This is a genomic window from Globicatella sp. HMSC072A10 (genome assembly GCF_001811625.1).
Lineage (GTDB): Bacteria > Bacillota > Bacilli > Lactobacillales > Aerococcaceae > Globicatella > Globicatella sanguinis.
Genome location: NZ_KV805779.1, coordinates 1 through 3,816, shown reverse-complemented (window position 1 = coordinate 3,816; position 3,816 = coordinate 1). Strand labels below are relative to the sequence as shown.

3 protein-coding genes are annotated in these 3,816 nt (G+C 33.6%); all 3 read left to right on the top strand.

Features of this window, described 5'->3' with window-relative positions:
* Positions 1 to 342: 342 nt before the first annotated feature.
* A complete protein-coding gene (locus HMPREF2811_RS08200) occupies positions 343 to 1,206 on the top strand; it encodes a ZinT/AdcA family metal-binding protein (protein ID WP_084802070.1) in 864 nt (287 codons plus the stop codon).
* 271 nt (positions 1,207 to 1,477) lie between these two features.
* Positions 1,478 to 3,226: a M3 family oligoendopeptidase gene (locus HMPREF2811_RS08195; protein ID WP_071408908.1), complete on the top strand. Its 1,749-nt coding sequence runs from the start codon at positions 1,478 to 1,480 to the stop codon at positions 3,224 to 3,226.
* Positions 3,219 to 3,725, top strand: coding sequence for a GNAT family N-acetyltransferase (locus HMPREF2811_RS08190; protein WP_071408907.1), 507 nt, complete (start codon positions 3,219 to 3,221; stop codon positions 3,723 to 3,725). The genes HMPREF2811_RS08195 and HMPREF2811_RS08190 overlap by 8 nt, the downstream gene beginning before the upstream one ends.
* Positions 3,726 to 3,816: the final 91 nt, after the last annotated feature.

Here is a 3,816-nt window from a genome sequence, read left to right as displayed (position 1 = left end):
AATTAATGAACAATAATCTTAACTAAATTTACAAAGTTTATGCCCAGCCCCCTTGCGCTGCTAATGAATAAGCACTGAATTTTTTAGATTTATGTTCAATCTTATTAAGACACAGAGTTTGAGGCCACTCACCCCCTGTGCTATTAATTAACGAACAATAATCTTAACTAAATTTTCCAAATTTTTGACCACCCTCAATGGTCAGTTAATGATTTATTTAAACGAGAGAACGAATTCAAAAAATGTTAATTAAAAGAAATAATTACGATTTGTCTTGACAGATCGTTTTTATTATCATAAAATCTAAAAAGTAATAATTACATTATTTGAGGAGGAATTATTTTGAAGAAAAAGTTAATGAGTAGCATGTTAATCTTATCATTAGTAGCAGGTGTTGAATTAATGCATCATCCAGCATTGACGATTAGAGCAGAAGAAAATAGTTCGCAAATGTCCGAGGAAGAAGAACATCACGACCACGATCATGAATTTGAATTTGATGCTTCAGCTGTTGTAGCAAAAGAAGGTGACGCTTATATTTTAATTCATGGCGACCATTATCACAAAATAGATGCTAGTGAATTAACCGAGGCACAAATTAAAGCCGCCGATGAACAGTTAGTTGCTCATCCTGAATTAGCAGAAGAATATGAGCAGAAGCAAAATATTTATAACGGATATTTTGAAGATGATCAAGTTGAAGATCGTACTTTAGAAGATTGGGCAGGTGAATGGCAATCTGTATTACCATATTTAGAAGATGGTACCTTAACACCAGTAATGGAGATGAAGGCACGTAAAGAGGGTGCTACCATGTCGGCTGAAGAATATACAGATTATTACCAAACAGGATATACAACGGACGTTGAAAAAATTGTTATCAAAGATAATCAAATGAGTTTTACCACTGGTGATAAAACAGTAACAGGTACTTATAAATATGATGGCTATAAAATACTTACTTATGAGAAAGGAAATCGTGGAGTTCGTTATTTATATACTAAAGAATCTGGCGATGAAGAAGCACCACAATCTATCCAATTTTCTGACCATAACATTAGTCCAACGCCAGACTTAACTCATTATCATATTTATATGGCTGACATCAGTCATGATGAGTTGCTAGAAGAGATGGATAATTGGCCAACATTTTATCCTGCAGATTGGAATGCCGGACAAATTTTAGCGGATCAATTAAATCATTAAAATTAATGAATCATTAGGAACATATAACGGTTGATGATTACATTGGATTAACTAAATGGGAGTAGGCAGACGAAGCGAAAATCATTCAATTTTTTACTTACGGACAACTTTCAACTGTACGGGGGTGACCAGACGAAACGAAAATCATACGATTTTATACTTCTTGGCAACTCCCATTTTTAATCATTAACTAAGTAAAATAATTCTAAAAAATGTTTTTTCTTTCAAAAAAATGTATAATAGAACTAAACTTTTATGAAGGAGTGATCGAATGAACGGCCAATGGTCATTAAAAGAATTATATTTAGGATATGATACACCTGAATACCGATCAGATTATACAAAACTTGAGGAAACACTCAACCAATTGTCTAATATGGAATTAACAGATAATTTATCGACAATTAAAAAGGTCATTGATTTATTAGAGATTCAATCTGATTTAACACGTAAACTTTATGCCTTTTCAAGTTTGCAATTATCAACTAACACGACGCATGAACCAAGTTTGACAGCTATCGCAAAACTAAGAAAATTACTTTCTAATCATGCCAAAACCAATGCGCGTATAGACAAGTTTTTAGGTAATATTGAAACGGATATTACCCAAGATGAAAAATTGACACAGTATCAATTTTTATTTGCAGAACTAAAACAACAAGCCACTCATTTGTTATCAGATGAAGTTGAAGAAGTGATTGCGACCATGAATTTGAGTGCTGGACAGTCTTGGAGTCAATTACAAAGCTTTTTAACCTCAACGGTTGAAACGGAATTTAATGGTGAAAGTTTGACATTAAGTGATATTCGTAATTTAGCTTATGCAGATGATTCAGCGACACGTAAAGCGGCTTATGAAGCGGAATTAGCGATGTATGAATCAATTAAAGAACCAGTTGCTTTTGCACTTAATAATATTAAATCACAAGTCAATGATATTTCTCGTTTAAGAAGTTATGAGAGTGCATTAGAGGTGACTTTGGAACAATCTCGTATGTCAAAAGCGACTTTAGATGCCTTAATTGCAGCTATAAAAGATGCTTTACCGTCATTCCAAAAATATTTTAAACATAAAGCCGGTTTATTAGGTTATGCAAATGGATTACCATTTTATGAACTATTCGCTCCGATTGGGGAATCAGTAGCTAAGAAATTTACGGTTGATGAAATGAAAGAATATTTAGTTGAGCATTTTAATAAATTTGCGCCTGACTTGGCTGAATTGACGACTGAAGTTTTTGATAAAGAATATGTTGATTTATTCCCACGTAAAGGAAAAGTAGGTGGCGCATTTTGTTCGAATTTAACACCAATTAAACAATCACGTATTTTAATGAACTTTGACGGTAATTTACGTAATGTCGTCACCATGGCGCATGAATTAGGTCATGCTTATCATGGCTCGATTATTCAGGAACATTTACCATTAAATCGTTCTTATACGATGCCAGTGGCAGAAACAGCTTCTACTTTTAATGAAAATATCATTATGAACACCGTTATCGCTGAAGCTAATGATAAGGAAAAAATCGGTTTATTGGAATCATTAATTAGTGATGTAGCGCAAATTGTAGTCGATATTTTATCACGTTATATCTTCGAGACGACTGTTTTTGAAAAACGTCAAGATTCATTTTTATTCTCAAAAGATTTAGAAGCGATTATGTTGGAAGCTCAAGACCAATCATATGGTGAAGGTTTAGACCCTGAATTCCGTCATCCATTTATGTGGTTATGTAAAGGACACTATTATTCAACCGGTTTAAGTTATTATAATTTCCCATATGCCTTTGGGGGATTATTTGCGAAAGGTCTTTATGTGCAATATCAAAATGATCCAACTGGCTTTGTTGAAAAGTATCGTGAGATGCTTTATGCTACAACTGTTGGGACTGTTGAAGAGACCGCAGCTAAAATGGGTATCGATGTGACAACCAAAGATTTCTGGGCATCAGCTCTAAAAGAATATGAAAACATGATTGAAGAGTTTATTCAATTGACAAGTGATACGAATGATTAGAAAATGTGAAGTTAAAGACTTACCTAATCTAAGAGAAGTTGCGATTGCAACCTACAGGGATACCTTTCATCAAAATACTTCTGATGAAAATTTGGCACTTTATTTTAAAGAAGCATATAATTTAGACACTTTAAAACAAGAACTAGAAAATCCTTTATCGGAAGTTTATTTATTAGAAACAGATGGAGAGATTGTTGCTTATTTAAAGCTTAATATTGAAGCTGCTCAAACGGAGCCGATGGGGGAAGAAACGTTAGAAGTTCAAAGAATCTATGTTTTAAAGGAACATAAACGCAATGGCTACGGTAAACAATTAATGCAATTAGCTGAAACCAGAGCCCGTGCTTTAGGTAAAAAGAGCATTTGGTTGGGCGTTTGGGAACATAATGAAGCGGCTAAAGCATTTTATCAAAACCATGGCTTTGAACACGTAGGGGAACATCGCTTTTTGGCTGGTAATCAAGTTGATATTGATTGGATTATGCTCAAACACATTTAATAATGATGTTTTGATAGAATACAAATAACAAAAAGCAGAAAATAGTATTTGGGAGTAGACCAGAAGTTGAAAATTGAACAATTTTCGCTTC